Origin of the sequence: Marinicella meishanensis, assembly GCF_019931145.1 — a bacterium.
Taxonomy (GTDB): Bacteria; Pseudomonadota; Gammaproteobacteria; order Xanthomonadales; family Marinicellaceae; genus Marinicella; species Marinicella meishanensis.
The window spans coordinates 158,862-184,977 of sequence record NZ_JAIOUV010000011.1 but is presented as its reverse complement, the minus strand read 5'-3'; the positions used below and the strand labels follow the sequence as shown (position 1 = coordinate 184,977).

Here is a 26,116-nt window from a genome sequence, read left to right as displayed (position 1 = left end):
ACCGTTACTTGGTGAACACCGCACCCGCGATCACAAACGCCACCGCCGTGGGTGCGGCTTGATTCTCGGCGGTGATCTCCGCTTGGTGGTAGTCACAAATCAATTTGGCGATGTACAGCCCCAAGCCCAAATGCGGTTCCTCGCCTGAGCGCTCACGGAATGAGGTCAAAGAATCGAACAACTGGTGCAATTTGTCTGCCGGGATTTGCGAGCCGGTGTTGATCACTTTCAGGGTGTATTGACCGGCTTCGGTGGCCAGTTCCAGCCGAATCTGCTCCTCCGGGGTGGTGAAATCCAAAGCATTTTGCACCAACTTATCAATCATTTGTGCCTTCAGTTCTTGCGAGCCGTGGATCATCACGGGCTGTTCTGTGCCGTGGTATTCAATGTGGGTGGCCTGCAGCCGGTAGCCGCGCACCAAATCGGCCAACAGCTGATTCAGGTCAAACGGTTCTTTGTCGGTGTCGGAGATGACTTGTTTGAGTTGACTCAAGGCGCTGAGCTGATTGAGGATGAACTTGAGCCGGTGGTTGGCGTCCAGCGCCCGTTGCACAAAGGGGTTGTCGCTTTGCTCCATCTGCAGGTTTTCCAGCGAGGTGTGAACGATGCTGATGGGGGTTTTCATCTCGTGCGACAAACGGCTGCCCAGTTGTTTGAGGTATTCGGTGTAGTCATTGATCTTGGCCAACAAGGCACTCATGCCGCGGGACAAATCGCCGATTTCATCGCGGGCTTTGGCCGAGGGCAGGGTGGTGTTGATGTGGCCATGGTCATCCAATGCGGTTTGCAGGTTTTGGTTGAGGTGCTTGATGCGCCAAGCCAGGATCAAGGCATAAATGAAGTAACCGGCCAACAACACCAAGGCAATGCCCAGAATCAGCAACATGGAGCGGATGAAGGTTTGGATCAGTTCGCGTTGGGCCTGGGTGTGGTTCACGGTCAAATCAATTTGCCCAGCGGCAAAGCCACGGGTCACCCGTTGGCCGAAGAAGTGGCTGTCATCGGCTTGGTTTTGATCGAATGCCAACTCATAAATCAACTCGGTCAGCCAATCGGTGTCATACACCACGCCGGGTTGGTTGCTGCTGCGATACAGGCGCCGCCCTTGTGAGTCTTTGACCACAATTTCGCCGTCTTCGGGGGTCAGTTTCTGTAAAAAACTTTGCCATTCATCGCTGGCGGTGAACAACGGCTGCAATTGGATCTGGCCGCCTTGGTTTATGCCAAAGGTGACCGAAGAGTCGGCGGTGGCGTGGTTGATCACCGCCAGCCCCATGCGGTTCAAAGCAGGGGTGTTGAGGCGAATTTCCACCTGATAGCCATTGGCCACTTCATGCCAGTGGGCTTGGTAAGAGGTGTCACCAAAGGCGGTGCTCACCGGCCCTTCGGCTTGGCGGTTGATGACGTATTTGTTGATGCCACGCGCCTCGCCGGTGGCCAGGATGATGCGATCGGCGGTGCCATCAGGGGACAGATACAGGCTGTCATCGACCACTTCAATCAACAGGTGGTGGGCCTGTTGGTGGCGACCCAATTTGAACCGGAGGCGTGGGTCTAAATGGTACCAGGGCAGGGTGTTCCACTCGGCCGAGTTGCCATCAATGGCGACCTCATCACCCAATTCAGTGGCGACCAAGCCTGCCAGACTCTCGGGCCGGTCTTGGTTGAACTGTTGCACGGCACTGACAATGAGCCCGGCTTGTTTGGCCGCGGCATTGAGCATGTTTTCTTGAAAGGTTTGGTTCAACGACTTGAAAGCCAGCCACACCACCCAGGGAAAACTCAAAGAGAGGATGGCAATCACCCCGATTTGCCACCGCAGTTTCATGGTTTCCAGCGATAGCCCATGCCATGCACGGTGTCGATTTGGTCAAATGCTGGGTCGATTTTTTGGAATTTCTTGCGGATGCGCTTGATGTGTGACGTGATGGTGCTGTCATCGACATAGACATTGGCGTCTTGCATCAGTTGCTCGCGGGTTTTGACCTGACCAGGGTAGCGGGCCAGGGATTGCACCATCCAGAATTCGGTGACCGTCAGGTCAAGCAGCTGTTGTTGCCAAAAGATCTGTAAATTGTCAATTTTGATCAACAAGTCGCCCTGTTCAATGGCGGCTTCATCCACCCCGGCCTGACTGGCTTCCTGGCGCCGGAACAGGCTGGCGATGCGGGCCAACAAATGCGGCATGGAGATGTCTTTGCTGAGGTAGTCATCGGCGCCCAAACGCAGGCCCGAGACCACATCGATTTCATCGTCACGAGCAGTCAGCATCAGGATCGGTAAAGTGGCTGATTGTTGGCGCAGCCATTGACACAGTCGAAAACCGGCATCGGGCTCATGGCCCAAACCCACATCCAGGATCACCAAGTCAGGCAGGCTTTGGGCAAAGTGCCGTTCGGCAGCCGACGCATCACCGAGGCCGGTGGTTTGGTAACCGTGTTTTTCCAATGTGGCCTGGTAATTGGCCCTCAAATCGGTTTCATCTTCGACGATGACGATGCGTTTTGCTTTCATGGCAGTGGTGGTTTTCCGTGAAAAAGTAAATTTTTAATAACTTTGGTGGTCAAACATTCGATTCAGAGGCAATCATTGTATAATGTTCTCCCATGAATTCAAATCAAAGCGTTGGGCGTGGGTCTACTCCGCGATCCCCGTATTTTGCAGTTAAAACAACCGATTATCCACCATTTTCCGGAGCCTGCCAGCCCTCATGAGGAAGTTCTTTAAATTCATCTGGTTCATGACCAAACTGGGCTTGTTCTTTTTGGTTCTGGGCGTGATCCTGATTTATGCCTTGTACAAGCATTATGAGCCTGATTTGCCTTCGGTGGAAGCGATCAAAGAGTACCGTTTGCAGGTGCCGTTGCGGGTCTACACCGAAGACGGTAAGTTGATTTCGGTGTTTGGCACCAAAAAACGGATTCCGGTGTCGATCGATGACATTCCATTGCAGGTTAAACAGGCCTACATCGCTGCTGAGGATGCCAGTTTTTATTCACACCCGGGCTTTGACATCAAGGGCATCATGCGGGCGGTGTGGCAGATCGTCACCACCGGTAAAAAGCAAGGCGGTGGCTCCACCATCACCCAGCAGCTGACCCGCAATGTGTTTTTGACCCTGGATCAGACCTGGACCCGGAAAATCAAAGAGCTGTTCCTGGCGGTGAAGCTGGAACGCACCATCAGCAAGGATGAAATCCTTGAGCTGTACCTGAACAAAATCGCCTTGGGCCACCGCTCTTACGGGGTGGCCGCGGCCGCGGAAGTGTATTACGGCAAAACCTTGGATGAATTGACCTTGGCCCAGGCGGCGATGTTGGCGGCACCTCCCAAAGCCCCCTCGCGCATCAACCCCGTGACCAACCCCGAGCGGGCCTTGCAGCGGCGCAATTACGTGTTGGGCCGGATGTTGGACCTGGGCTTCATCACCCAACAACAACACGATGAGGCGGTGGTCGAGAAAGACGAGGCCTATGTGCACGAACCGGTGGTGGAAGTGAACGCACCCTGGGTGGCCGAGATGGTGCGCACGCAAATGATCGATCAGTATGGTGACGATGCCTACACCGATGGTTACAACGTGGTCACCACCATCCACTCGGAAAAACAATTGGCTGCCGAAGCGGCCTTGCAAAAAGGGCTCCATGCTTATGATCGGCGCCACGGTTATCGCGGACCGATTGAACAATATGATTTGTCGCACCTGGTCAATGCCGAACCAATTGCCGCCGGGCAGGCTGGCGAAGTACAAGACCTGGAGTCCATCACCGAGGCCTTGAATGGCTTCCCCAAACCAGCCGGTTTGCAAGCGGCTTTGGTGCTGGAGGTTGATGCAGCCCAAGCCGTGGCCCGTCTGGGTGACGGCCAGGATGTGGTGTTGACCTTTGAAACCAGTGCTTGGGCGGTGCCCTATGTGGACAATTATCGGGTGGGAGACAAACCCAAAGATTTGACCGAAATCCTCAGCATGGGTGATGTGGTGATGGTCAAACGCGGCGAAAGCGGCGAATTTGAGCTGAGCCAGATCCCCAGTGTTCAAGGGGCCTTGGTCAGCATGCATCCGGACGATGGCAGCATTTATGCCCTGGTTGGTGGGTTTGATTATTACCTGAGCAAGTTCAACCGCGCCACCCAAGCCAAACGGCAGCCGGGATCTGGCTTTAAGCCAATCGTTTACTCCGGGGCCTTGGAGCATGGCTTGCATGCCTCAACCATCATCAATGACGCCCCGATAGTGTTCGAAGACGATCAATTGGAGCGCACCTGGCGGCCAGAAAACTACAGTGAAAAATTCTTTGGTCCAACCCGCCTGCGGGAGGGCATTGTCAGTTCCAGAAATCTGGTGTCCATCCGGGTGCTGCGACAGATGGGCATCCGCAATGGGCGTGACCACATCCTCAAATTTGGTTTCAATGCCGACGACGTGCCGGCCGATTTGTCCATCGCCCTGGGCAGTCCCAATGTGCCCATCATCGACATGAGCCGGGCCTTTTCGGTGTTCGCCAATGGTGGCTATCTGGTGCAGCCGCACCTGATCAAAAGCATCACCAACCAAGCCGGTGAAACGGTGTATCGTTATCAAGGGGTGCAGGTGTGTCCTGAATGCCAAGTGACTGTGGATGTGGCCGATGAAACCGGTGATGACGAAGCCGATCTGTCGCTGGAGCCGGTGGATTGGACCATGCCGATTGATCCCAACGCGCCGCTGCCGATCAAACCCGCACCGCAGGTGATTGCCGCGGAGAATCAATTCATCATCGAATCATTCATGAAAGACGTGATCATTCGTGGCACCGGTACCAAGGCCCAGTCTTTGGAACGCCGTGACCTGGCTGGCAAGACCGGCACCACCAATGACCAAATGGATGCCTGGTTCAATGGCTATCAGCGCAACCACGTGACCAACGTGTGGGTCGGTTTTGACACGCCTCAGCCCATGGGCCGTGGCGAGGTGGGTGGCCGGGTGGCCTTGCCCATTTGGATTGATTACATGCAAGTGGCGTTGGCCGACGAACCGGAATACATCCGCCCCGTGCCGCCTGGGGTGATCGCGGCCAAAGTCAATCGGGAAACCGGGAAATTGATGCAGCCCGGCGAAGTGGGCGGCCTGTTGGAATACTTCAAGGTGGGGCAATTGCCGGAAGAAGGTGATACCGAAGATGACGTCGATTACGACGACTTGTTCTGAGGATTCCCATCAAACCCTGTTTTGTGTCACAATAGACTGACTGCAAACTGAACCGCGGATTGTTGGTTTTACCAACCATGGCACAGTTTGTTTGGTTTCGTGGCGCTAAAATAAAGGGGTGTATGGCATGAAACAACAACGATGGGACAAATCACTGCACTATTGAACCAAACCAGTCAGGGCAACAGTCATGTGCTGAATGACCTGTATGCGCTGTTGTATGCTGAAATCAAAGCCATTGCCGGTTTTCAATTGCAACAACTGAATACCGGACAAACCATCACCCCCACGGTGCTGGCCCATGAGTGCTACCTGCGCCTGGCCCATGCCGAAGGCATCCAATTGACCAATAAAAAACACTTCCTCAACTGCCTGTCCAAGACCATGCGGCTGTATTTGATTGATGCTTTGCGGGCCAAAAGCAGTCAAAAGCGCAAGGGTCAAATGGCCGATGGCGGCATCACCGAATACGTCGGTGACCAAGACGTGTCATTCAATCTGATGGATTTGGATCGGGTGTTGGACCAAATCGAAGCGATCGATGAAAAACTGGCGGCCATCTTGCAGCACAAGCTCATTCTCAATCTGACTTTTGCCGAAATCGCTGAAGTGATGACTTTATCGGAACGGCAGGTGATGCGCCTGTGGAAACAAGGCAAGGCATTGCTGTTGAGCATGATGCAAGAAGTGGCCGAAAATTGATCTCAAGCGCATGACTGAAATCAACCTGGAACAGTGGAAACAAGCGCATCAAATTTACGCCAAATTGATGGATTTGACGGTTTCCGATGCCCTGCAACAGCTGCAGCAACACAGCGACGCCGATGACACCATCAAAGGTTTGGTGTTACAACTGATCAGCTCCGGCAACCAACCCAGCCAATTTTTTCAACAAGACATCAGTGCCCAAATTCAAGCCGGGATGCGCGCCAGCGAGGCCTTGCAAGTGGGTGATCAGCTGGGAGAATATGAGTTGTTGGAAGCTTTGGGTCAAGGCGGCATGGCTTCGGTGTTTAAAGCCCGTCGAATGGGCGTTGAATCACAAAAACCGGTGGCCATCAAAACCTTCGACCACCCCAGTGCCGGTGGTTTGTTGGCTGAGCGCTTTGCGGTTGAGCAAGAAATCTTGTCGGGCCTGAGCCATCCCAATATCGTCAACATGCATCACGGTGGCAGCAGCGAGGCTGGTGTTCCTTATATCGTCATGGAATTAATTGATTCGGCCACCGACATTGATGTGTATGCCAAACAACAACAAGCCAGTCTCAGACAAATTGTGCGCTGGATGGTACAAGCGGCCCGGGCCATTGCCTATGCGCACAACAATTTGGTGGTGCACCGTGACATCAAACCGTCCAATTTGTTGATGGATGGCCGGGGGCAGTTGAAAGTGGTGGATTTTGGCATTGCCAAGTTGATGTCCCAGCCAGAGGCCCCGCAAAAAACCACCATCATGGCTTTGACCCCATCTTATGCCGCCCCTGAACAAATCAATTCAGGCCCCATTTCGGTGGCCACCGACGTGTTTTCTTTGGCGGCGGTCGGTTTGGCTTTGATCACGGGTGATGCCCCGTTGCCCAAAGACCGTTTGCTGAAATCTTGTGTCGATGATGAAACCCACATCTGGCAGCAGTTGAAAGCCCATGTGCCGGACAAAGATTTGCGCAACATCCTGAACCAGGCCTTACAACAAGACCCGCAAAAACGCTACCGCAACATGGAGTTGTTGGCCAATGACTGGACGGCATGGTTGGACAACAAACCGGTGCAAGCCACACCGGATTCCTGGTGGTATCGGTTGCAGAAATTTGCCCGCCGCCGCCGCGCTTTGTTCGCTGCCATGACCACTTCGGTGGTTATTTTAACGGTGGCCATCACCCTGCTGTCATTGCAGTACCGCAAAACCTTATTGGAAGCCGAGAAAGCCAGGCAAGCCAAAGATTTCATGCTCAATGTGTTTGCTGGCGCCAATCCCGACCTGCACGAAGGGCAACAGATCACTGCCATTGATGTGTTGAACTTGGCCAGCGAAGAAATTGGCTACAAAGAGTTCACCGACGAACGGGTGAAGTCGGATGTGCTGGGCAGTTTGGGGGCGGCATTCAATCATTTGGGCGCAGAACAAGCTGCGACCGAAAATTTACAAGCGGCCATCGCTTATGACCCTGATAATTTGGCGGCACAACTGAACTTGGCCCAATTGTACGTGGACCAGTCCAAAGCGGATGCAGCGGCCAGCTTATTGAGCCAAGTGGAGTCAAAGTTGGATCGCATGATCAATCCTGCCCCCGCTTTGAGCGCTCGTTTGTTGTTACTCCGATCTTCTCACAGCACGTTCACCAATGACTATCCCAGTGGCATCAAATGGGCACAACAAGCCAGAACCGCCTATCAAGCCATGGGTGATCAGGTCGGTGTGTTGGTCAGTACCCGCTTACTGACCGAAAAAATGGATGCCATGTCCGATACCGAAGCGGCCACAGCATTGGCCAAACAAACCATTGAACAGGTGCAAGGCCTTGTTTCTCCGGTGAATTCGGAATACTTACGCCTGCGCACCACCTTGGTCTATTTGTACAATCAGCTGGGACAGAATGATCAGGCTTTGGCAGAAATATCTGGGGTGATTGATGCCTTGGAGCAATCCTTTGGTTCACAGCATCCAGCCCGTTTGGATGCTTTGGTGCAGCGTGCCATGGCCCACAGAAACCAGGGACAAGTTAAATTGGCGATGGCCGACGCGACCGAAGCCTTGTCTTTGGCAGAACTGGCTTATGGGCCCACATCGCAAATGGGTCAGCAGGCCTTGTCATTGATGGCCCAAATGAATTTTTCTCGGGGCGATCGGGAACAAGCGGTGCTGGACTTGCAACGGGTGGTGGCCATGTCCACAGAAAATTATGGCTTTGATCACCGCATGACTTTGGATGCACAAACCGAATTGGCCAATTATCTGGGGGCTTTGGGTCGGTTTGACGAGGCTTTGCCCTTGGTGCGTCAAGCGGAAAACTTGTACACCGAACAATTTGGAATTGACAGCCAACAAGCCATCAGTGCCATCAACACCCGGTTGAAATTGTTGGCCAGTGCCCAACGGGTTGATGCCGATGTGGTGGCACAAGCTGAAGCCAATCACTTACGCTCTGTGGAGGTGGCCGGTGCAACGAACCCACTGACTGCCTACACCCGATTTGTGTTGGGTAATGTTTACAGCACGGCCGGACAATTTGAGTTGGCCAATCAAACATTCATTGGCTTGATTGAAGATGGCATTGTCCCGCCGAACAATGACCGCCATGTTGCTTTGACCCAGTCGATCAGCAACAATTATCAACGCGCCAATAACTGGCCCAAAGCCAAAGAGTATGCCGAGATCAGCCTACAATCCTGTGTCAGTGTCCACGGTGAATATGGCCCCAGAACCACCCAGATTCGCTTGGCGTTGATCGATGTGCTGCAACAGATGGGCGATGAATCCGCCACCTCGCAGTTGGCCCTTTTACGACAAGCCATTGATGACGGTGTCATTGCCGATGAACAGTTGATCTCGGCCATCAACGCCAGATTGGACGATTCGTGAAGCCGGTGGTGCTGGCCTCATCCTCCCGCTATCGGGCCAAGCTGTTGCAACGATTGCAACTGCCCTTTGCCTGCCACGCTCCAAACATCGATGAAACGCCTTTGCAAGGAGAGTCCCCAGCAGCCTTGGCGATGCGGTTGTCCGTCAAAAAAGCCCAGGCGGTTGCTGCCACGCAACCCGAGGCCATCGTCATTGGCTCAGACCAGGTGTGTGCTTTTGAGGGGCAAGTGTTGGGCAAACCCGGCAGCGCTGAGGCGGCCTTTTTGCAGCTGCAAGCATTTGCCAACAAGCGTACCGAATTCTTTACAGGTCTGTGTGTGTTGGCGCCAGGTGGGCAACAATGGCAGCATGTGGACCAAACCACAGTCCATTTCAGGGCCTTGAGTGCGGCGGAAATCGAACGCTACATCGAACTGGAACAGCCCTTGGATTGTGCCGGAGGATTCAAAGTTGAGTCTTTGGGCATTGGTTTGTTTGAAGCCGTGGAATCCAAAGATCCCACGGCTTTGGTCGGCTTGCCATTGATTCAATTATCTGCCTTTATGCGCCATGCCGGTTTGGCCGTGCCTTGATGCTGTTCCAGATACGGCCAATTAAATTTTTTCTTCATTCGGTGCAGGCATCGATTTGTGCTGGGTTGACCATCACATGGAATGCCGAACCAGGCTGCATGGTGCTGAAGTCTTGATTAAAAATGGCCCAGCCAATGCCCGTGTGATACACGCCAATTGGTGCCGCATTGAACACCCCTTCTTCGGCGCTTTGCGTGACCTGTAATTGGGCACAATTGACATCATTGATCAATGGGTGATCAAGGAACGTGATGTGACTTGTGCTGTTGGCTTCACTGGCAATGTGTGTCCAAGCGCTTTTACTGGGCTCTTGGCTGTAGATGTTGAAGTGACTACCAACTGGGATGTCTGCCAAATCCATGTTGACCACCAACCAATGACCAAAGAAAGGCATCACCCCGACCGGGTGGGGGTTGTACACCCCGCGCCAACTTTGGGTGATCTGTACAATGCGGTCGGCCTGTTGGTCCAAAGTGCGGTGATCCAAAATGCTGTAACTGTCACCTGCCAATGCGGTGTGCCCAAAAGAGCTGTCAGAGTTGTACTGGTAGACATTGAACGAGGCATTGGGCGCCAAACGGCGTATGCCTTGATTGAAGATGCGCCAAAATCCGCCTGCATAATACAGTCCTTCATTGTCGTTGTTGTAAACACCTGGGACACCTGGGGGGTTCCAATTGGCGGTCAGGTGGATGTCATTGGCTGTATTCTCGCCGTTGATGGCGTCATCTTCAATGCGACTCACATGGGACGTGGTGTTGCTTTGATGGATGAAAAATTCGTCGCCAAATTCATAAGCGCCCATGTCAAGCTGTGGCAGGCCACTGGAGGAGATGCCATATTTGATGCGGTTGGTGCCATCGGCATCGATCATGGGTACGGCGCCCAGGGCCAGCAAACTCAAGATATGACCTGAATCGATGGCCGGTGATTCGGGCCCAAGCCGACCGTTTTGCAGGCCTTTGACCTGAGGATCGATGTTCAAGTGATTGGGTCCGCGAGTAAAATGTGAGTCAGGATTTGATACCATGTGATATAAATTATGATCGTTTGCCATGTACATCGCCGCATGATTATTCATCACCCTGACTGCCATGAATGAATAGGCCACTATGTTGTTGTATAAGTAGACGTCTTGTGGACCTGGACCTGGGTTGAATTGCAAGGCCATATTGGCACCCAAAATGGTGTTGTTGACAATTTTTGATTTGGCGCGGCTGGTTCCATGGGTGACAATAAAAATCGCATCATACAGTTCGCTGCTGTCATTGGCATAAAATGCATTGTGACCGATGTCTAAATGGATTAAACCTCCGCTACTTCTGGCAAATAGGCTGGTGCTGTTGTGACCGTTGTAGAGCTCGTTGCCAATGATGTCTAAATCCAATCCACCAGTGTCCCAAGAAAATAGATTGATGGCTTTGGGTGTGAATCCGGTGTTTCGTATGGTGTTGCCATAGAGGCGCCCAGTGATTTTGCTGAATGCTTCTAAGTCAACTGTGTTGTTTGATTCATGGTAAATTCGGTCATCATGAAGGTGGTTAAAATCCACGTTTATGGACAATTCGTTATACCATGATTGGTTGACTATTTTGATGTTGCCAATCGAGGAATTGCTGGCAGTTATGTGGTTGTTTTTAATCACCAGCGAACCATCGGCAAGTGACCCTGATGCATGGGTGTAGGCGATGCCGCCCCGCAGAAAAGTCAAACCCTCAATCCGCACCGTTCGATGAGTGGTGGCTGTGTTGACTATCTCCACATGATGCCCTTCGGAAAACACCGGCTTATAGCCGTTCCCAGCCACCAGGGAAATGGCTTTGTTGGTTTCAATGGTCTCGTTGATCACACCATTGGTGTTGATGAAGATGGTGGTGTGCTCGGCGCTGCCATTGACACACGCTTGTAAGGAGCTGTTACAAGGTGCGGTGATACCAGGCCAATCAACAGCCAGTCCCAATTGTGCGATGATGAGTAAAGTGATGGTGGTGATGATTTTCATGTTTCCCTCTGAAATAAATGGTTTATGAACTTTGAATTCGTGAAAGCCCATGATTTCCTGACATGGCATCCATTGATATTCCAAATGGTTTTGGACAAGGGTTCAGTTTTCAGTGGAATGCCATAACTGAGGGTTTAAATGAGTTGATGATACAGTCAATTATTGACCTTATGGTGTCATGTATTGCGTCTGGATTACGAAATGAAATGGTGTGTATCTGACTGTTCTAGAGCCAATGTTGTTTCCGACTCAGTCAAGCTTTTTTCAGCATTTCAGGAGATTTATCATGATGCGTATTATTTGGGTGGTTACCTTGTTAATTTCATTGGTCAGCGAGTCTTACGCTGGATCCAGCACCACAGTGACTGTGGGGCCAGATACGGACCCCACATGTGATTACAACAGCATTTCTGCAGTCAGTTTCAATGAACCCGCTTCTGATTTTTTGGAAATCAGGGTGTCAAAAAACTATGTTTTGGACACCTTTCAGGTTTTGTCAGCCCGGAACACCAGCATTCGGGGTGGCTTTGATGATTGTACAGACGAAACGCCTTCAGGCAGAACGGTGCTCGATGGCAGTGGCTTCAATGGTGCCATCTTTCTGGTCACCGAGAGTGAATTGACCGGTGGCGCGATTGATGTACTCTCTTTGGTGGATTTGGAAATTTCCGGTGGAAATCGAGGTACATCGGGTGGTGTGATGCATATTGCCGGCAGTTGGGGCGTTGAGTTGGTCAATGTTTACCTGCACAACAACAGCAGTGTAGGTGATGGTGGTGCCATCTTTGTGGAACCCTCAAACAACAGCTTGGTCTCATTTCCAGAGGTTTTTGTTTATGGTAACAGCATCCTCAACAACAACACCGCCACCAATGGTGGCGCCATTGCATGTGATGGCCTGGCAGTCATCACTGTATTTGACACCCAGTTGATGGGCAATGTGGCCACAGAGAGTGGTGGCGCCATCTATGCCAACAATGACTGTATTTATTACCAATCTGGCGCAGGCCCCTTGCAAGGCATCATCCTGAATGAAGCGGGATTCTTTGGTGGGGGCATCTATGCCAATAACCATGCTGAAATCAGTCTGGACAGCCATTCAGTTTTTTCCAGTGGTCAGGCCGCAGTCATTTCAAACTCAGCTCAAAATGGTGGTGGTATTGCGGTGGCGGGCGGCGCCAGTCTGGTGGCCAGTGATGCCATCATCAACAACAACACGGCCACATCGACTGGCGGCGGGATTCGTTCGAACAATGGTCAAGTGATCATTCAGCGAACCTTACCTGGGGCGCAATGCCACACCGAGGATCGCTGTTCAACGGTTTCTGAAAACAGGGTTTTCGGTAGTGATTCATCATTCCAAGGCGGTGGAGCCATCGCCACTTTTGGTGGTACATTGACCGTAACTGGCACTTATCTGGAAGGCAATTCTGCCTTTCATGGCAGCGCCATCAGGGCCCGGTTCATGCCTTTTGATTCAATTTTTACCGATGTGACCATGGTCGGTAATGTCTTTGCCAAGAACAGGAACGCTTCACAAGTAGTGTACCTGGATGAATCTTCTGCTCACATTGGATTCTCTACATTTATCGACAACGAAGACATGGATCGGGTGATTGAAGTGGCTTATCCAACGACCTTTGGTGATGTGCATGAAGTCTTGGTGGTCGGGTCCATATTTTATGAATTCAATGGTTTCACTGAGTCTGTTGATCTGACCACTTTGGGCGCTGATCCGGTTGGGGATTGCAACAGAATTGATCCCTTGGGATCATTTGCACTCGAACCTCGTTCAACCGACCAAACGCCCAGCTTTGTAGACCGGGCCGCTGGAGATTACCGTTTGGTTAACACGCTGGTTGATTATTGTGATTCAAGTTTGTTGGGTGTGCGATCAAATACTTCTGCCAATGGATTGGCAAGACCGGTCGACAACAGCAGACCAAACTTGCACGGTTCATATGATTTGGGTGGACTTGAGAGCTACCCATTGGATTTAATCTTTGCCGATGACTTTGATTGATCGGTGAGTTGAGCTGGAGTCTGTCGGCGTTTCCGAATCTCAGATGTGGCCGCTGAAAACAATTGTTGACTGTCAAGACAGTTAATTGAGCCACAGCAAGTAAAGCTTCAGAATATCCGGGCCTGAACGTTTCTGACATATCCAAGCCATAGAGCCCGTTGGAGTGATTCGCCTTGTGTGATTTTTTGCGCCAAACAAGGATTGGCCTTGCCCTGACAGGACATCAGGGCAAAGTCGTTTCATTCACTGAAAATCGTCGGCATAGATCAAGTCGGTACACTCGGCGATCTGGGCTGGGTTGACCATAATGTGAAAGGCCGAATTGGGCAGCATGTCACTCAAGTCCTGGTTATAAATGCTCCAGCTGCCTGCTTCATAATACACCCCAATGGGCGCGTCATTGAACACCCCTTGCTCGCCACTTTGGGTGACTTGGAGTTCGGCACAAGCCACGCCATTGATCAAAGGGTGGTCCAAATAAGTGACTTGATCAAAGGTGTTGGCGGCACTGGCCACATGTTTGAACGCACTCTTGCTGGGTGGTTGGCTGTACACGTTGAAGTGGCTGTTGGCCGGGATGTTGGCCAAATCAAAGTTGGCAATCAGCCACGAGCCTGAAAAATACAACACGCCCACTGGATGCGGGTTGTATTCACCAATCCAGTTTTGCGTGACTTGTACGATGCGGTCGCTTTGATTGTTCAAACTGCTGTGGTCGATCACGGTGTTGTTGTTGCCGCCACTGGCGGTGTGTTCAATGGTGTTGGAGGTGTTGCCATATTGGTGCACATTGAAAGTGGCGTTGGGCTCAAAGGCGGTGAAGCCTTGGTTGAAGATGCGCCAAAAACCACTGGCATAGTAAATGCCTTCATGGTCGTTGTTGTAAACCCCGCTGCCACCGGGCGGGTTCCAGTTGGCGGTGACATGGATGTTGTCCAGGGCGCTGTTGTCATTGAAAGCATCGTTGTCCATGGTGCTGATGTGGCCGGCACTGTTGGTCACGTGGTTAAAAAACAAATCACCGCTTTCATAGGCCCCAATGTCGACCAATTGCGCGCCGACTGATGCGTCCCCTTTTTTGATTCGACTGGTGCCATCGGCATCGACAAATGGGGTGGCGCCCAAAGCCAACAAGGCCAGGCCATTGCCAGCCTCCAGGGCTGGAGAGCCCGGACGCAGGCGGCCATTGTGCAGGCCCATGATTTCGGGGTTGACATTCAAGTGGTTGGGACCTGGTATAAAATCTGGGTCTGAAAATGAATTCATGTAAGACAAATTGAAATCGTTGGTCAGGGTGGTTTGGCTGTCGGTATAAACAGCAGCGCTGCCATAGGCCATCAAATTGTTATACAGGTAGACATCGAGGGCCCCAGGGGTGGATTCATCGAAATTGAAAGCATCAAAGGCGCCCAAGGCGGTGTTGTTGACGATGTCAGCCGAGGTGGTGCCAGCAAATGACTGCAAAAACACCCCGCGGAACAATTCGCCGACAGCGTTGGCATAAAAAGCGTTGTTACCGATGTCCAAATCAACCAAAGCAGTACCGCCGGTGCTGAACGAAAACAAGCCACCGGTCTGACCGCCCCAGACCTCATTACCACCCACATCAAGGCTCAATTCAGTGTCGGCGTAGGTGAACAGTCCGATACCGATTGAATCAGGCCCTGCGGTGAACACACTGTTGCCATAAATGCGGCCAAAAGTGACCCCACTGCTGCCAGAAGTGGGGCTGAAACCGGTTTGTACGCGAATGGCACCGCGTGAATTGGAGCTGCCAGATGTGGCGGTGTAATGCACTTGGTTGTAATCCACATTGAGTGTCAGGGTTTGGTTGGAGAAGTTCAAGATGCGGATGCTTTCAAATTGGAAAGCATTGTCCAGCACCCGGTTGTTTCTGATGACCAAGGCGCCACCGGTGGTGGAGCCGGATTGGTGGTTATAAGCAATCCGTCCCCGCTCAAAAGTGAGGCCTTCAATGCGGGTGGTGCGATTGCTGTTGGCCACATGGGTCAATTCTACATGACGTCCAGCAGCAAACACCGGTCGATAACCGTTGCCAGCGACCAATGACACGGATTTGATGGCTGAGATGGACTCATCGATCACGGTTGACGTGTTGATGAAAATGGTTTCATATTCTGCCACCCCATCCACACAGGCTTGGAGGGTGGTGTTACAGGGCGCCACGGTGTCAGGCCAATTGGCGGCCTCGGTGAACCAGGCAAAGGTGAGTAAAATAATTGTGATCAGTTGTTTCATGATGGTCTCTTTGAATTTAAAATGACTTGTACTCAGGATTCGGATTTGTGACCAAAAAGATGACACATCACAGCGATTTCTTCGCCCATGGCCAGCAAGGGGTTGGGCCATGAGGCGGGTCTTTCAATGGCTGTTGTTGGGGCTGATTTGGTCACTGATGGCGGTGTTTTCGTGGGCCTATGTGGCGATACACGTGCATGAGCAAAACGCATCGCGTGCCGCGCAAATCAACAGCCAGTCCTTGGCTTTTTTCTGGGACCTGTCCAGCCGGGCACAGGTGGTTTCCAGTTTTCAAGACGAATGGCAAATGGTCGCGGACGGTTTGCTGAGTGCGGGGCCAGAACCGGCCATATCCATGCACTTCGCTGGGCAGTACCTGGATCCCCGATGGCAAGGGCTGTTGACCATCACCACCCGCGGCACGCTGCCTGAGGGCAGTCGTTTTCGACTTGAATTTTCAGACCAGACCACGCCGAGGTACTTTGATTCTGGTGAGCTGCCTGCTTCGAAGTTGAATCAAGCCATGGATTTGGCGCAATTGCGGTGGTCACAGAAAATGGGTGACGATGGCCATTGGTCAACCCAGTCAATGAATTGGTCTGACTTGCCCACATTGGATGCCTTGGTGGTGCGCTTTTACGGCCCAGCTGGCAGCACCTGGTCTTTGGGTTCCATCGAACTGGCCCAGTGGCCAGATACCCGCGGGCTGACCATTCAGGTCCAGCTTTGCCAAAACCAGCCATCGTGGTTTAACAGCGCGTGTTGGTTGACCAATCAAATGCACCACCATGATCAGCAGACCCAACGTGCTGGACTGAGCCAACAATTGGTGGTGCCGACATCACCGCTTGCACCGCTGTTGTGGCTGTTGTTTGCAGCGGGCTTGTTGTGGGTGGTGGTTGGCGCCTGGAGTCAGGCCTCACACCCGGTCAAACAGCGCCTGCGCCTGTTCGCTGTGGTGGGCTTGGTGCCTTTGGGTATCGGTTTGATGCACATCAAGTGGCCGTTTGATTTGGGCCAAATATTGTATTGGCTGGTGCCGTTGGGGGCGGTGGCTTTGATGTGGGGTTTCAGGACCCATTTCAAGCGCCCATCACAGTTTGGCTGGCCGGTGTTGATCGGGACTTTATTGGTGGCGCTGGTGATGTGGCTGTACTCAGGCCGGCACGGTGGCTTCATCACTGGTTTGCCCATGTATTTCCTGTGGGCCTGGGTGCAACAGCTGTTGTTGGGGCCGGTCATGACCGACCACTTGCGGACGGAATTAACGGTGTCAGATGGAACCCTTGCGGTGCTGGTCGGGGTGTTGTTTTCGGTGGTGCATGCGCCGAACCACATGCTCATGTTGGCCACGCTGGCTGGCGGTGTGGTGTGGTCCTACAGTTGGCTGCGCTACCGCAACCTGTACCTCAACAGTTTCTCACATGCCCTGTTGGCATTGATGTTCTATCAATTCATGAGCGACCCGTGGTTGGGCTCGGCGCGGATTGGGCATTTCTTTTTGTAGCGACTACGGGGCGATTTCAGGCGCGCAGTTTTTTGGCCATTTCGGCCATGCGTTTGCCTTGTGCCAGACACAATTGTTTCTCGTTTTTGTCGATGTCGCGATTGGATTCAAAGTCAGCCCAATGGGTGGCGCCATAGGGGGAGCCGCCTGATTGGGTGTACAGCAAAGACTTTTCGGAATAGGGCAAACCCATGATCAACATGCCAAAGTGCAACAGCGGCACCATCATGTTCATCAAAGTGGTTTCTTGACCGCCGTGCAAAGATGAGGCGGTACAAAACACACTGCCAGGCTTGCCTTCCATGGCCGCAGAAAACCACAGGTTGCCGGTGGTGTCGATGAATTTTTTCAAGGGTGAAGCCATGTTGCCAAAGTAGCTGGGGCTGCCCAGCACCATGCCGTCACAGTCGATCATGTCTTGTTCGGTGACCAGCACGTCATTGGGTGCCTCGGCATCGGGCAAGTCTGACTCCACGGTGCGCAACACCGCTTCACATCCGTCAATCGACTCAACGCCTCGGGCCATCAGCCGCGCCATGCGTTGGGTGTTGCCGTGTTTGGAGTAGTACAGGATCAGGATGCGGGTCATGAGAACAAATCCAGGACATTTTCGGGTGGGCGACCAATCACCGCGCGGTCTTGGTGCACCACGATGGGGCGTTCCAGCACTTTGGGATGCGCTTGTAACAAGGCCAGGACGCTGGCCTCATCGGCTTCGGCAAAGCCATGTGCTTTGTACTCGCTTTCTCCGCGTCGCAAAATGGCTTGCGCGGGCAGGCCCAAGGCTATGAGCAACTGTTGCAGGGTCGCAACCGAGGGTGGTTGCTCCAGGTACTTGATGATTTCGATGTCATCGGTGTGCGCTTGTAACAGCGCCAAAGTGGCTCTGGATTTGGAACAACGGGGGTTGTGATAAATGGTGTATTGGGCCATGTGGGTGGTGTGAGGCTTGGTCTTTAAAGCCCGCTATTTTACGTTATAATGGTGGCCTTGTCATGCCGTCAAGTTGACCCAAACCGATGACCGAATTCATGAGCCAACACCAACAAACCGCGGAACAGATTGAGCAGTTGCTGCTGCTATGGGGTGCTGCATCAGCCGCAGTCACCGACAACTCCCACTTGCATGTGGGGCATGCCGGGGCCCAATCGGGCGGGGGGCACTTTGCGGTGCGGGTGGTGGCCGATGCCTTTGCCGGCTTGAATCGCATTCAAAGTCATCGCCTGGTCTATCAACAACTGACTGACTTGTTTCAAAATGGCCGCATCCATGCCTTGGAAGTCGAGGCCCTCACCCCTAATGCCGTTTCACCCTAACCTGAATAAACCAAACCCATGAAATACCTGATGCTGTTGTTATTTGTTCCGCTGTTGGCTTGCCAACAAGAAGCCACCCAATCCATCGCTGATCACTCACCGGTGTTGGCACAAGTCGGCGACTGGGGCTTGACCGAGCAGTACCTGCAGACCTACCTGCAAAGCCAAGGCGTGACCGAGCCCAATGCCCAACAACGGCAACGGGCGCTGGATGAGTTGATCCAACAAATGGCTTTGGCCCACCAAGCCAAGGTCAATGACATCCAACCTGCATTAACTGAGTCGTTGCGCATGGAGATGGCCCGTCATCAAGTCATGGCGCAAGCCGCCATTGAGCAATACCTGGCGGACCGGCCCATCACCGAAGAAGCCATCAAGGAAGAATACCAACGGGTGACTGCAGAACTCAAAGGTGTGGAATACCACGTGCGCCACCTGTTGTATCAGGACGAAGTGGCCGCTTTGACCGCTTTGGATCAATTGGCCGCCGGGGCGTCTTATGTGGATTTGGAAGCGAGCTATTTGGCCGCTTTGCCGCAAGCCAAGAATGTCGGCGACATTGGTTGGGTCAACATCATGCAAGTGCCGGAAGCCTTCAGGGCGCCACTGGAGACCCTGCAGCCAGGACAACATTACGGGCAAGTGATCAACAGCCAGTTTGGTGTGCACGTGTTGTTTTTACAGGACAAACGGGCTTTGGCGGCACCGGATTATGAGCAGGTCAAAGCCGGCATCCAAGCCTCTTTGGAGCGTCAGTTGATTGAGCGTTATCGCCAGTTGGCAGTGATCAAAGCCAAAGTCCAAGTTCAGGACTGAACGCGGCCAGTCTATAAGCACAAAAAAAAGGCCTCAAGCAGAGGCCTTTTTTGATGTGGCTGTTAACCTGACAGATCAGTTCAAATCCATGAAGCTGCGCAACTGCTCAGAGCGGCTGGGGTGGCGCAATTTTCTCAGCGCTTTGGCTTCAATTTGTCGGATCCGTTCACGGGTCACATCGAATTGTTTGCCCACTTCCTCCAACGTGTGGTCGGTGTTCATGTCGATGCCAAAACGCATGCGCAACACCTTGGCTTCACGAGGGGTCAGGCCGGACAACAGGTTGGTCACGGTGTTGGTCAAGCCGTTGGCAGTGGTGGATTCCAGTGGCGACAGGATGTTGCCATCTTCAATGAAATCACCCAAGCTCGAATCTTCGTCATCACCAATTGGGGTTTCCATGGAAATGGGTTGTTTGGCAATCTTGATCACTTTGCGCACTTTACCCACCGGCATTTCCATCTCTTGGGCAATCTCTTCAGGCGTCGCTTCGCGGCCTTTTTCTTGCAACAACTGACGCGACACGCGGTTCAGTTTGTTGATGGTTTCAATCATGTGCACCGGGATGCGGATGGTGCGGGCCTGGTCGGCAATCGACCGGGTGATGGCCTGTCTGATCCACCAGGTGGCATAGGTCGAAAACTTGTAACCCCGGCGGTACTCAAATTTTTCCACCGCTTTCATCAAACCGATGTTACCTTCTTGGATCAAATCCAAAAATTGCAAACCCCGGTTGGTGTATTTCTTGGCGATCGAAATCACCAATCGCAGGTTGGCCTCGATCATTTCTTTCTTGGCCCGTCTGGATTTGGCTTCGTTGACCGTGACGTTGCGGTTGATTGATTTGATTTCCGGAATCAGCAATGAGTAAGTATGCTCGATGCGGATCAATTTGTTTTGCAGGGCGATGATTTCATCTTTGTAGATTTCCAGCATGGTCACCGAGTCGCCACCATCTTTGATGCGGTCATCGACCCAGGTCAAGTCGGTTTCTTTGTTCATGAACGAGCGGATGAACACCTGGCGGGTCAACTTACATTGGTTGACGGCGATGTCCAATATGCGGCGTTCGATTTTGCGGATTTCATCCTGTGCCGATTTCACATCGAAAATGATGTCGGCCATGGTGCTTGGGGCAAACTTGAACTCCACCAAGATGTCGGCGATTTGGCGCATGAAGTTTTTCTGTTTGGCTTCACCGATGCCATTTTTCTCCACCGAAGTCTGGAATTTTTTGAACAGTTTGTCCACCGCTTTGATGCGTTTGGCCACTTCGTCCATGTCCAGACCTTGGTCGACTTCTTCTTCCTCTTCCTCCTCGTCTTCATCCACAGGATCGGTGGGCTTTTTGACTTTGGGGATCACCGCTTCGGTGTGGGGGTCGTAAATGTCGGTGATGAATTGTTCAATTTTCAATTCTTCATCCAGCATGTCCTGATAGAACTCCAGGATGGTTTTGATGGTTTGCGGAAACAAGAAAGCCGACTCCATGATCAAATGATCACAGCGCTCGATGCGTTGGGCAATGGCGATTTCGTCTTTGCGTTCCAACAACTCTACCGAACCCATTTCGCGCATGTACATGCGCACTGGATCGGTGGTGCGTCCAATGCTGGGGTCCACGGCTGACAACACGGCCACGGCTTCTTCGGTGGCGGTGTCATCGTCTTCTTTGGCGGTGGAGTCATTCAGGATGATGCTGTCTTCTTCAGGGGCTTCTTCAAGCACTTGAATGCCCATGTCGTTGATCATCTGAATGATGTCTTCAACTGAATCGGTCTCAATGATGTCATCGGGTAAGTGGTCATTGACCTCGGCATAGGTGAGGTAGCCTTGTTCCTTACCTTTAAGGATCAGGAGTTTGATTTGTGAAGTTTGTTTTTCAGTTGCCATATGTTTGTCTAATTGTGGTTACGTTGGCGCAACAGTTGTACCAAAGTTTGTTTTTCTTCGTCACTCAGTCCGGACTGCATTTGTTTGATTCTCAAGCCTTCAATCTGAGCCTGGGTGGTCAGCTTAAGCAGGTAATTCATGATGTCATCAAATTCCATGGCTTGCTGTTGCTCATCCAAATGATCATATCGGCGCATCAATTGCCCCAGATATTGGCTGTATTCGCTGTCCCTGAACTTTTCCAGCATCGCCGCTGCGTTGATGTGGGGGTTCTGGCGATGAATTTCAACGATTTTATCAATAATTTCAATGCCTTTAAACGATAAATTTCTGAAGTTGAGTGCATTGGGGATTTTTTCACACAGTTGCGGTGAATTCAGCAACAAACTGATCACCTGCCGCATGGGGTTGTTGCTGAGGTTTTGCGGCTGTTTAGGCGCAGTCACGGCGGCCGATTTGGCATCCAGCGCCAGGCCGGTGATGCGGGCCACCTGTTCGGCCATCATGTTCTTGAAGGCTCCTTTGGGCAATTGATTGATGAAGGGTTTGGCTTTTTCTTGGAATTGGGCCTTGCCGTCGATGGTTTGGGTGTTGATTTGGCGTCCAATGATCTTCAGCAGCCGTTCTGACAAGGGCTCGGCATCGGCCAGCTGTTGGCGAAAAGCCTCGGCCCCATGTTGGCTGATGAAACTGTCTGGATCTTCACCCTCTGGCAAGAACAAAAAGTCAATGATGCGGTTGTCCAAATACAGCGGCAAAGCCGTCAACAGGGCTTTGTCAGCCGCTTGGACCCCGGCGGAATCCCCGTCAAAACAAAACACGATCCGGTCCCAGGTTTTGAACAGGTTGCTGATGTGTTGGGCCGAGGTGGCGGTGCCCAAAGTGGCGACCGCGTTGGTGATGCCATGTTCGTGCAAGGCGATCACATCCATGTAGCCTTCCACCACCAAGATGTGGTCTTCCTGGCTGTGTTTGCGGGCCAGGTGAAAACCATACAGTTCCTGGCTTTTGTGGAACAATTCGGTTTCCGGTGAATTCAGATACTTGGGCTTTTGCTCGGCTTCAATCGCACGTCCGCCAAAGGCAATCACCCGCCCCCGTTTGTCGTGGATGGGGAACATCAGGCGGTTGCGGAATTTGTCGTAAGTCCGACCGCGGTCATTGTGTGTGATCAAGCCCGTTTTGTCCAACAGCCCATGTTCTTCGGGGCTGAACCGTTTCATCAGGCCATCCCACTCATCCAGGGCGTAGCCCAGCTGAAACGTTTGGCTGGTGGTGCCTGAGATGCGCCGATTTTTCAAATAGTCGATCACCGCCGGGGCATTTTTCAGTTGATGTTGGAAGATGCGGGTGGTTTTTTCGGTGACGCTGTACAAATTGGATTTGTTCGATTGACCACCGGTGCCGCCGGTCATCGGCACCTCAACCCCGGCCAATTGGGCCAGGTCTTTGACCGCATCGACAAAATCCAGGCCCTCGTATTCCATCAAAAAGCCAATGGCACTGCCGTTCTTGCCACAACCGAAACAGTGGTAGAACTGTTTTTGTTGCGACACCGTGAAAGAGGGGGTGTTTTCGGCGTGAAACGGACACAAACCGGCGAAGTCCTTGCCGGCTTTTTTCAGCGACACGCGCGCGCCAATCACATCGCAAATGTCGATGCGATCCAACAACTCGTCGATGAATTCATTGGGAATGGATGCCACAAGCCACTACGCGGTCAAATCCATGATGATACTATAAGAGGGGGTTATGACAAAGCCGCCTTAACGATTTGGCTGACCTGGCCCATGTCGGCTTTCAAGCCCACTTTGGCTTTGACCTGGCCCATGACCTGACCCATGTCTTGCATGCCACTGGCGTTGGTTGCGGCAATGGTTTCAGCAACAATCGCAGTGATTTCTTCCGCGGTCAGTTGCTGGGGCAAGTAATGGGTCAAAATGGCAATTTCAGCCAGCTCTTGGTCCAACAGATCGGTTCTACCGGCTTGCTCAAATTGGTTGGCGGCGTCCTTGCGCTGTTTGATCATTTTGCCCACAATGTCCAACACGTCGGCATCAGCCAATTCGCGACGCTCATCCACTTCCACTTGTTTGATGGCGGCGGTGAGCATGCGAATGGTGCCAACGGTTGCTTTGTCCTTGGCTTTCATGGCACGCTTGATGTCATCCATGATTTGCGCTTTGAGCGTCATGATTGCTTTCCTGGGGTGGGTGATTGATTGGGCTTGATCGGTCAGATCAATACATTCTGCGTGGAATGCCTTCCTTCGCAACCCGTCTTTGCAGGCGTTTGACTGCAGCGGCTTTCTTTCTTTTGCGCTCTTGGGTTGGCTTCTCGTAATATTGGCGTTTGCGTGATTCGGCCAATACACCGGCTTTCTCGCAAGCCCGTTTGAATCTTCGCAGCGCGAAATCAAACGGCTCGTTGTCTCTGACTTTAACACTTGGCATAAGTTTGTGTTCTCCAAATGGTGCCATTCATGTGGCATTTTAGTTGGTTTTGAGCAAGCATTAAGCTGCCCGGAAAAAGACCGCGTATTTTAAGGGTTTTGTCTATAAATGCAAAGCTAAAATCCAACTTTTTTGGCGTGTTGCGGGCTTTTTGTGAACCCGATTGAGCATCGACCATGGCTGACGGGTGACAAGCACCGCCACGATCCGATAAAATGGCGGCCTGATCCAAGCCCGAAAATCGCCACCATCGATATGTCCAGATTGTCTGAAAACTGGCAACAAGTCCACCGCCGCATCTCCGCCGCTTGCCAGTCAAGTGGGCGCACTGAGGCGCCCCTGCTGTTGGCGGTGAGTAAAAAACACCCCGCTGAAAAAGTGGCGGCCCTGGCGGCCTTGGGTCAAGTGCATTTCGGTGAAAGCTATGCCCAGGAAGGGGTGGAAAAAATCAAACAGCTGGCGCATTTGTCCTTGGTCTGGCACTTCATCGGTCCGATCCAATCCAACAAAACCAAATTGATTGCCGAACATTTTGACTGGGTCCATTCGGTTGATCGTCCCAAGGTGTTGCAGCGCCTCAGTGATCAACGTCCAGCGGGTCACCAACCGCTGCAGGTTTTGTTGCAGCTCAAGGTCGGTGAAGAAGTCAGCAAGTCAGGGGCCGATGTGGCCACCCTCAAAGACATGGCTGATTGGGCCGCGAAATCTGCCAGCATTGAACTGCGGGGCGTGATGTGCATCCCCCCACCGAGCCCAGACCACGCCACCCAGTTGGCTTATTTGCGGCAAGCCAAAGTGGTGTTTGATGATTTGCGGCAACAACACCCAAAAATCGACACATTATCCATGGGCATGAGCCAAGATCTGGCGGCGGCCATCGAAGCCGGTTCGACCTGTCTGCGGGTGGGGACGGATTTGTTGGGTCCCAGAGAATACTGATTATTGAGGTGTTTGAGTGGCGCTATTTGAGCGGGCGTCAGAACACGGTCCAGTTCATTTTCCACCAATCCAAAAACTCATCAAAGTCGATTTGTTCGTTGTGATCGGCATCAATGGTGGCAAAGCCACGGACCGCATTGTCTTGGCTGGCATCTGGCGCCAACACCTTCAATAACTGACAGAATTCATCCAGGTCGATCAGGCCACTGCCATCCTTGTCAAAAAAGTCAAAGTGGTCCTTAATTTCCGCGATTTCTTCTTGGCTGAGTTGTGACATGGTTGGGTGTTCCATTCAATGACTGAAAGGCGCTATTATAAAATGATTCAAGCGGATTTGGCAGTTAATTATTGCGTCTATTTACCATCTGGCCAACCACTCAGAGGGCGGAATTGGGGCCCGGCAGATGGTGATGGGTAACGCCTGATGGTTTCTTGTGGTAAAATCCCGCCACTTTTTTTTACCGGAACAAACCATGGGTTTCAAATGTGGCATTGTGGGCCTGCCCAATGTGGGCAAATCAACCTTGTTCAATGCGTTGACCAAAGCCGAGATTGCGGCCGAGAACTATCCTTTTTGTACCATTGATCCGAATGTTGGCATTGTTGAAGTGCCTGACCTGCGGCTGGATCAATTGGCGGCCATTGTGAAACCGCAAAAAGTGATCCCCACCACCATGGAATTCGTCGACATCGCGGGTTTGGTGGCTGGCGCTTCCAAAGGCGAGGGTTTGGGCAATCAGTTTTTGTCGCACATCCGCGAAACCGATGCCATTGCCCATGTGGCCAGGTGTTTTGAAGACGATGACGTGGTGCATGTGGATGGCAAGATCAACCCCTTGTCAGACATCGAAACCATCAACACAGAATTGGCCCTGGCCGATTTGGAATCGGCTGAGAAATCCCTGGTCAGGACCCAAAAGAAAACCCGATCAGGGGACAAGGAAGCGGTGAAACGGGCCGCCATCTTGGAAAAAATCGTGGCCCATCTGAGCGAAGGTCTGGCCTTGCGCACATTGGATTTGGGTCCAGATGAATGGGCGGCGGTCAAAGAATTCAGTTTCATCACCGCCAAACCCATGATGTACATCGCCAATGTCGATGACCAAGGGTTTACCGACAACCCCTTGTTGAATCAGTTGCATGGATTTGCCGAACAAGAAGGCGCCATGGTGGTGCCCGTTTGTGCCGCCATTGAAGCCGAGATTGCCTTGTTGGATGATGAGGACAAGGCCGAGTTTTTGGCAGAAATGGGGCTGTCAGAAGCGGGCCTGAACCGGGTGATTCGGGCGGGTTATGAGTTGTTGGGTTTGAACACCTATTTCACCGCCGGGGTCAAGGAAGTGCGGGCCTGGACTTTTGTCAGCGGGGCCACCGCGCCACAAGCCGCTGGGGTGATCCACACCGATTTTGAAAAGGGCTTTATCCGCGCCGAAACCATGGCGTTTGATGATTTCATCCAATACCAAGGTGAGTCGGGTTGTAAAGAGGCCGGTAAGCTGCGCTTGGAAGGCAAGGATTACTTGGTCAAAGAAGGGGATGTGCTGCACTTCCGCTTCAATGTGTGAGCC

The 26,116-nt window shown here is 52.3% G+C and carries 22 protein-coding genes; 10 read left to right on the top strand and 12 right to left on the bottom strand.

Annotated elements, in window-relative coordinates; all coding sequences use genetic code 11:
• Positions 1 to 4: 4 nt before the first annotated feature.
• Complete coding sequence (locus K7G70_RS17275; protein ID WP_223789912.1) at positions 5 to 1,828, bottom strand: ATP-binding protein; 1,824 nt, start codon at positions 1,826 to 1,828, stop codon at positions 5 to 7.
• A complete protein-coding gene (gene pdsR, locus K7G70_RS17270; protein WP_223789911.1) occupies positions 1,825 to 2,514 on the bottom strand; it encodes a proteobacterial dedicated sortase system response regulator in 690 nt (229 codons plus the stop codon). Before pdsR ends, K7G70_RS17275 begins: the two co-directional genes overlap by 4 nt.
• Before the next feature lie 226 nt (positions 2,515 to 2,740).
• Between pdsR and K7G70_RS17265 the strand changes: the two genes are divergently transcribed.
• From K7G70_RS17265 to K7G70_RS17250, 4 genes are all read left to right on the top strand, one after another.
• Positions 2,741 to 5,188 carry a penicillin-binding protein 1A gene (locus tag K7G70_RS17265; protein WP_223789910.1) on the top strand — a complete coding sequence of 816 codons (2,448 nt, stop codon included), beginning with the start codon at positions 2,741 to 2,743 and terminating at the stop codon, positions 5,186 to 5,188.
• A 141-nt stretch (positions 5,189 to 5,329) separates the two neighbouring features.
• A complete protein-coding gene (locus tag K7G70_RS17260) occupies positions 5,330 to 5,890 on the top strand; it encodes an ECF-type sigma factor (protein WP_223789909.1) in 561 nt (186 codons plus the stop codon).
• Between the two features lie 10 nt (positions 5,891 to 5,900).
• Positions 5,901 to 8,768, top strand: coding sequence for a serine/threonine-protein kinase (locus K7G70_RS17255; RefSeq protein WP_223789908.1), 2,868 nt, complete (start codon positions 5,901 to 5,903; stop codon positions 8,766 to 8,768).
• A complete protein-coding gene (locus K7G70_RS17250; RefSeq protein WP_223789907.1) occupies positions 8,765 to 9,340 on the top strand; it encodes a Maf family protein in 576 nt (191 codons plus the stop codon). Before K7G70_RS17255 ends, K7G70_RS17250 begins: the two co-directional genes overlap by 4 nt.
• A 34-nt stretch (positions 9,341 to 9,374) precedes the next feature.
• On the opposite strand, the gene K7G70_RS17245 is transcribed toward K7G70_RS17250, so the two are convergent.
• Positions 9,375 to 11,342, bottom strand: coding sequence for a DUF7452 domain-containing protein (locus K7G70_RS17245; RefSeq protein ID WP_223789906.1), 1,968 nt, complete (start codon positions 11,340 to 11,342; stop codon positions 9,375 to 9,377).
• 286 nt (positions 11,343 to 11,628) lie between these two features.
• Between K7G70_RS17245 and K7G70_RS17240 the strand changes: the two genes are divergently transcribed.
• Positions 11,629 to 13,365 (top strand): hypothetical protein, encoded by a 1,737-nt coding sequence (locus K7G70_RS17240; protein WP_223789905.1) that lies wholly within the window; start codon positions 11,629 to 11,631, stop codon positions 13,363 to 13,365.
• A gap of 243 nt (positions 13,366 to 13,608) precedes the next feature.
• On the opposite strand, the gene K7G70_RS17235 is transcribed toward K7G70_RS17240, so the two are convergent.
• Positions 13,609 to 15,624 carry a DUF7452 domain-containing protein gene (locus K7G70_RS17235; RefSeq protein WP_223789904.1) on the bottom strand — a complete coding sequence of 672 codons (2,016 nt, stop codon included), beginning with the start codon at positions 15,622 to 15,624 and terminating at the stop codon, positions 13,609 to 13,611.
• Between the two features lie 109 nt (positions 15,625 to 15,733).
• Here K7G70_RS17235 and K7G70_RS17230 point away from each other — a divergent pair, with 109 nt between their 5' ends.
• Positions 15,734 to 17,131, top strand: coding sequence for a CPBP family intramembrane glutamic endopeptidase (locus tag K7G70_RS17230; protein WP_223789903.1), 1,398 nt, complete (start codon positions 15,734 to 15,736; stop codon positions 17,129 to 17,131).
• A 16-nt stretch (positions 17,132 to 17,147) separates the two neighbouring features.
• Here K7G70_RS17230 and wrbA read toward each other — a convergent pair whose 3' ends face one another.
• Together wrbA and arsC are read right to left on the bottom strand one after the other, a co-directional pair.
• Positions 17,148 to 17,720, bottom strand: coding sequence for an NAD(P)H:quinone oxidoreductase (gene wrbA / locus K7G70_RS17225; RefSeq protein WP_223789902.1), 573 nt, complete (start codon positions 17,718 to 17,720; stop codon positions 17,148 to 17,150).
• Positions 17,717 to 18,064, bottom strand: coding sequence for an arsenate reductase (glutaredoxin) (arsC, locus tag K7G70_RS17220; protein ID WP_223789901.1), 348 nt, complete (start codon positions 18,062 to 18,064; stop codon positions 17,717 to 17,719). The genes wrbA and arsC overlap by 4 nt, the downstream gene beginning before the upstream one ends.
• A gap of 86 nt (positions 18,065 to 18,150) precedes the next feature.
• Here arsC and K7G70_RS17215 point away from each other — a divergent pair, with 86 nt between their 5' ends.
• Both K7G70_RS17215 and K7G70_RS17210 read left to right on the top strand, forming a co-directional pair.
• Positions 18,151 to 18,447 (top strand): BolA family protein, encoded by a 297-nt coding sequence (locus tag K7G70_RS17215; RefSeq protein WP_223789900.1) that lies wholly within the window; start codon positions 18,151 to 18,153, stop codon positions 18,445 to 18,447.
• Between the two features lie 18 nt (positions 18,448 to 18,465).
• Complete coding sequence (locus tag K7G70_RS17210; RefSeq protein ID WP_223789899.1) at positions 18,466 to 19,263, top strand: peptidylprolyl isomerase; 798 nt, start codon at positions 18,466 to 18,468, stop codon at positions 19,261 to 19,263.
• 75 nt (positions 19,264 to 19,338) lie between these two features.
• On the opposite strand, the gene rpoD is transcribed toward K7G70_RS17210, so the two are convergent.
• The 5 genes from rpoD to K7G70_RS17185 are packed head-to-tail and all read right to left on the bottom strand — an operon-like array spanning position 19,339 to position 23,841.
• Positions 19,339 to 21,156: an RNA polymerase sigma factor RpoD gene (rpoD, locus tag K7G70_RS17205; protein WP_223789898.1), complete on the bottom strand. Its 1,818-nt coding sequence runs from the start codon at positions 21,154 to 21,156 to the stop codon at positions 19,339 to 19,341.
• An 8-nt stretch (positions 21,157 to 21,164) separates the two neighbouring features.
• The gene (gene dnaG, locus K7G70_RS17200; protein WP_223789897.1) at positions 21,165 to 22,862 is read right to left on the bottom strand and encodes a DNA primase; all 1,698 of its coding nucleotides are present in this window, start codon (positions 22,860 to 22,862) and stop codon (positions 21,165 to 21,167) included.
• Between the two features lie 44 nt (positions 22,863 to 22,906).
• Entirely contained in the window at positions 22,907 to 23,350 is a 444-nt protein-coding gene (locus K7G70_RS17195; protein WP_223789896.1) for a GatB/YqeY domain-containing protein, read from the bottom strand.
• A 46-nt stretch (positions 23,351 to 23,396) separates the two neighbouring features.
• The gene (rpsU, locus tag K7G70_RS17190; RefSeq protein WP_154224574.1) at positions 23,397 to 23,609 is read right to left on the bottom strand and encodes a 30S ribosomal protein S21; all 213 of its coding nucleotides are present in this window, start codon (positions 23,607 to 23,609) and stop codon (positions 23,397 to 23,399) included.
• On the bottom strand, positions 23,596 to 23,841 hold the full coding sequence (locus K7G70_RS17185; RefSeq protein ID WP_223789895.1) for a hypothetical protein: 246 nt from the start codon (positions 23,839 to 23,841) through the stop codon (positions 23,596 to 23,598). The genes rpsU and K7G70_RS17185 overlap by 14 nt, the downstream gene beginning before the upstream one ends.
• A gap of 23 nt (positions 23,842 to 23,864) precedes the next feature.
• Between K7G70_RS17185 and K7G70_RS17180 the strand changes: the two genes are divergently transcribed.
• Positions 23,865 to 24,548: a YggS family pyridoxal phosphate-dependent enzyme gene (locus K7G70_RS17180; protein WP_223789894.1), complete on the top strand. Its 684-nt coding sequence runs from the start codon at positions 23,865 to 23,867 to the stop codon at positions 24,546 to 24,548.
• A gap of 37 nt (positions 24,549 to 24,585) precedes the next feature.
• Here the strand turns inward: K7G70_RS17180 and K7G70_RS17175 are convergent, their stop codons facing one another.
• Positions 24,586 to 24,840, bottom strand: coding sequence for an EF-hand domain-containing protein (locus K7G70_RS17175; protein WP_223789893.1), 255 nt, complete (start codon positions 24,838 to 24,840; stop codon positions 24,586 to 24,588).
• A gap of 181 nt (positions 24,841 to 25,021) precedes the next feature.
• On the opposite strand from K7G70_RS17175, the gene ychF reads away from it, so the two are divergent.
• On the top strand, positions 25,022 to 26,113 hold the full coding sequence (gene ychF / locus K7G70_RS17170; RefSeq protein WP_223789892.1) for a redox-regulated ATPase YchF: 1,092 nt from the start codon (positions 25,022 to 25,024) through the stop codon (positions 26,111 to 26,113).
• Positions 26,114 to 26,116: the final 3 nt, after the last annotated feature.

Excerpts from the sequence above, each read along its gene's own strand:
- K7G70_RS17275 (WP_223789912.1), bottom strand. The coding sequence starts at position 1,828 with ATGAAACTGCGGTGGCAAATCGGGGTGATTGCCATCCTCTCTTTGAGT.
- pdsR (WP_223789911.1), bottom strand. The coding sequence starts at position 2,514 with ATGAAAGCAAAACGCATCGTCATCGTCGAAGATGAAACCGATTTGAGG.
- K7G70_RS17265 (WP_223789910.1), top strand. The coding sequence starts at position 2,741 with ATGACCAAACTGGGCTTGTTCTTTTTGGTTCTGGGCGTGATCCTGATT.
- K7G70_RS17260 (WP_223789909.1), top strand. The coding sequence starts at position 5,330 with ATGGGACAAATCACTGCACTATTGAACCAAACCAGTCAGGGCAACAGT.
- K7G70_RS17255 (WP_223789908.1), top strand. The coding sequence starts at position 5,901 with ATGACTGAAATCAACCTGGAACAGTGGAAACAAGCGCATCAAATTTAC.
- K7G70_RS17245 (WP_223789906.1), bottom strand. The coding sequence starts at position 11,342 with ATGAAAATCATCACCACCATCACTTTACTCATCATCGCACAATTGGGA.
- K7G70_RS17240 (WP_223789905.1), top strand. The coding sequence starts at position 11,629 with ATGATGCGTATTATTTGGGTGGTTACCTTGTTAATTTCATTGGTCAGC.
- K7G70_RS17235 (WP_223789904.1), bottom strand. The coding sequence starts at position 15,624 with ATGAAACAACTGATCACAATTATTTTACTCACCTTTGCCTGGTTCACC.
- K7G70_RS17230 (WP_223789903.1), top strand. The coding sequence starts at position 15,734 with ATGAGGCGGGTCTTTCAATGGCTGTTGTTGGGGCTGATTTGGTCACTG.
- wrbA (WP_223789902.1), bottom strand. The coding sequence starts at position 17,720 with ATGACCCGCATCCTGATCCTGTACTACTCCAAACACGGCAACACCCAA.
- arsC (WP_223789901.1), bottom strand. The coding sequence starts at position 18,064 with ATGGCCCAATACACCATTTATCACAACCCCCGTTGTTCCAAATCCAGA.
- K7G70_RS17215 (WP_223789900.1), top strand. The coding sequence starts at position 18,151 with ATGACCGAATTCATGAGCCAACACCAACAAACCGCGGAACAGATTGAG.
- K7G70_RS17210 (WP_223789899.1), top strand. The coding sequence starts at position 18,466 with ATGAAATACCTGATGCTGTTGTTATTTGTTCCGCTGTTGGCTTGCCAA.
- rpoD (WP_223789898.1), bottom strand. The coding sequence starts at position 21,156 with ATGGCAACTGAAAAACAAACTTCACAAATCAAACTCCTGATCCTTAAA.
- K7G70_RS17195 (WP_223789896.1), bottom strand. The coding sequence starts at position 23,350 with ATGACGCTCAAAGCGCAAATCATGGATGACATCAAGCGTGCCATGAAA.
- rpsU (WP_154224574.1), bottom strand. The coding sequence starts at position 23,609 with ATGCCAAGTGTTAAAGTCAGAGACAACGAGCCGTTTGATTTCGCGCTG.
- K7G70_RS17180 (WP_223789894.1), top strand. The coding sequence starts at position 23,865 with ATGTCCAGATTGTCTGAAAACTGGCAACAAGTCCACCGCCGCATCTCC.
- K7G70_RS17175 (WP_223789893.1), bottom strand. The coding sequence starts at position 24,840 with ATGGAACACCCAACCATGTCACAACTCAGCCAAGAAGAAATCGCGGAA.
- ychF (WP_223789892.1), top strand. The coding sequence starts at position 25,022 with ATGGGTTTCAAATGTGGCATTGTGGGCCTGCCCAATGTGGGCAAATCA.